The sequence below is a fragment of the Falsiroseomonas frigidaquae genome, from assembly GCF_012163145.1.
GTDB lineage: Bacteria > Pseudomonadota > Alphaproteobacteria > Acetobacterales > Acetobacteraceae > Falsiroseomonas > Falsiroseomonas frigidaquae.
The window spans coordinates 1-1516 of the sequence record NZ_JAAVTX010000018.1 but is presented as its reverse complement, the minus strand read 5'-3'; the positions used below and the strand labels follow the sequence as shown (position 1 = coordinate 1516).

At 67.5% G+C, this 1516-nt stretch carries 1 pseudogene; it reads left to right on the top strand.

Annotated elements, in window-relative coordinates:
- Positions 1-82: 82 nt before the first annotated feature.
- A pseudogene (locus HB662_RS28720) lies at positions 83-1516 on the top strand (IS701 family transposase); the annotation flags it as partial.

The following is a 1516-nucleotide window of genomic DNA, read 5'->3' as shown; positions in this document are numbered from 1 at the left end:
AATACTACTGTGTCATAAAATGCTTGCGTGACGCGGAGCTGTCTTCGTACGTGTGGCGATTCATGCACGTGGAGGCGGGTCCGTGGTTGTCTCATCCGCGCTGGGCAACAGTGAATCGCGGTTTTCAGCCTATGTCGAGGCTCTTGGCGCGGCCCTTGGCCATGCCGACCGCATTGCGCCGGCTCGGCGCTATTGCGCGGGCCTGCTGCTGCCGGGCGAGCGCAAGAGCATCGAGCCGATGGCCGCGCGCGTCGAACCCGGTCGGGTCCAGGCCGCCCATCAGTCGCTGCACCACCTGATCGCCAAGGCCGACTGGTCCGACGCGGCGGTGCTCGCCGTGGTCCGCGCTCGCGTGCTGCCCGCCATCCAGCAGCACGGGCCGATCCAGGCCTGGATCATCGACGACACCGGCTTCCCCAAGAAAGGCAAGCACTCCGTCGGCGTGGCGCGACAGTACTGCGGCCAACTCGGCAAGCAGGACAACTGCCAGGTCGCCGTCAGCCTCTCGGTCGCCAACGAGCATGCCAGCCTGCCGGTGGCCTGGCGTCTGTACCTGCCGCAGGCCTGGGCCGAGGATGCCGAGCGTCGCAGCAAGGCCGGCGTGCCCGACGACCTGCGCTTCGCCACCAAGCCGCAGATTGCCCTCGAACAGATCCGCACGGCGCAGGCCGATGGCATCCCGCCCGGCATCGTGCTGGCCGATGCGGGCTATGGCGTGGACACCGAGTTCCGCGACGGCATCACCGCCCTTGGCCTGGCCTACGTCGTCGGCATCCAATCCTCCGCCAGCCTCTGGCCGCCTGGCCAGGCACCGCTGCCGGTGAAACCTTGGAGCGGACGGGGGCGGCCGCCGACCCGCGTCGGCCGTAGCGCCGACCATAAGCCCGTCGCGGCCAAGGACCTCGCCGCGGGGCTGCCCAAGGAGGCCTGGCGTCGGGTGACCTGGCGCCAAGGTACCAATGCGCCGCTGGCCTCGCGCTTTGCCGCCGTCCGCGTGCGTCCCGCCCACCGCGACTACAAGGCTGCCACGCCACGAGCCGAGGAGTGGTGCCTGATCGAATGGCCCGTTGGTGAAGCCGAGCCCACCAAATTCTGGCTCTCAACGCTGCCCGCCAACACCAGCCGCACCAGCCTGGTCCGCCACGCCATGCTGCGCTGGCGCATCGAGCGCGATTACCAGGAGATGAAGCAAGAGATCGGCCTTGGCCACTATGAGGGCCGCGGCTGGCGTGGCTTTCACCACCACGCCACCCTCTGCATCGCAGCCTACGGTTTCCTGATCGCCGAACGGGCGGCGATTCCCCCCTCAGCAGAACGCAGCACCCCGTTTATCCAAGCGCCTGACATTCCCAAAACATACCGACCAAGGGGTGCCGCCGGTCCGACCTGAACGGCACGTCGCCAATTCCATCACCACCATGCGCCTTCGCATCGCCCGCGAACTCGCCCGCAGTATGCCGCGATGTCCTTGCTGCCACCGCCTCACCCAGCGCCACTATTATATGACACAGTAGTA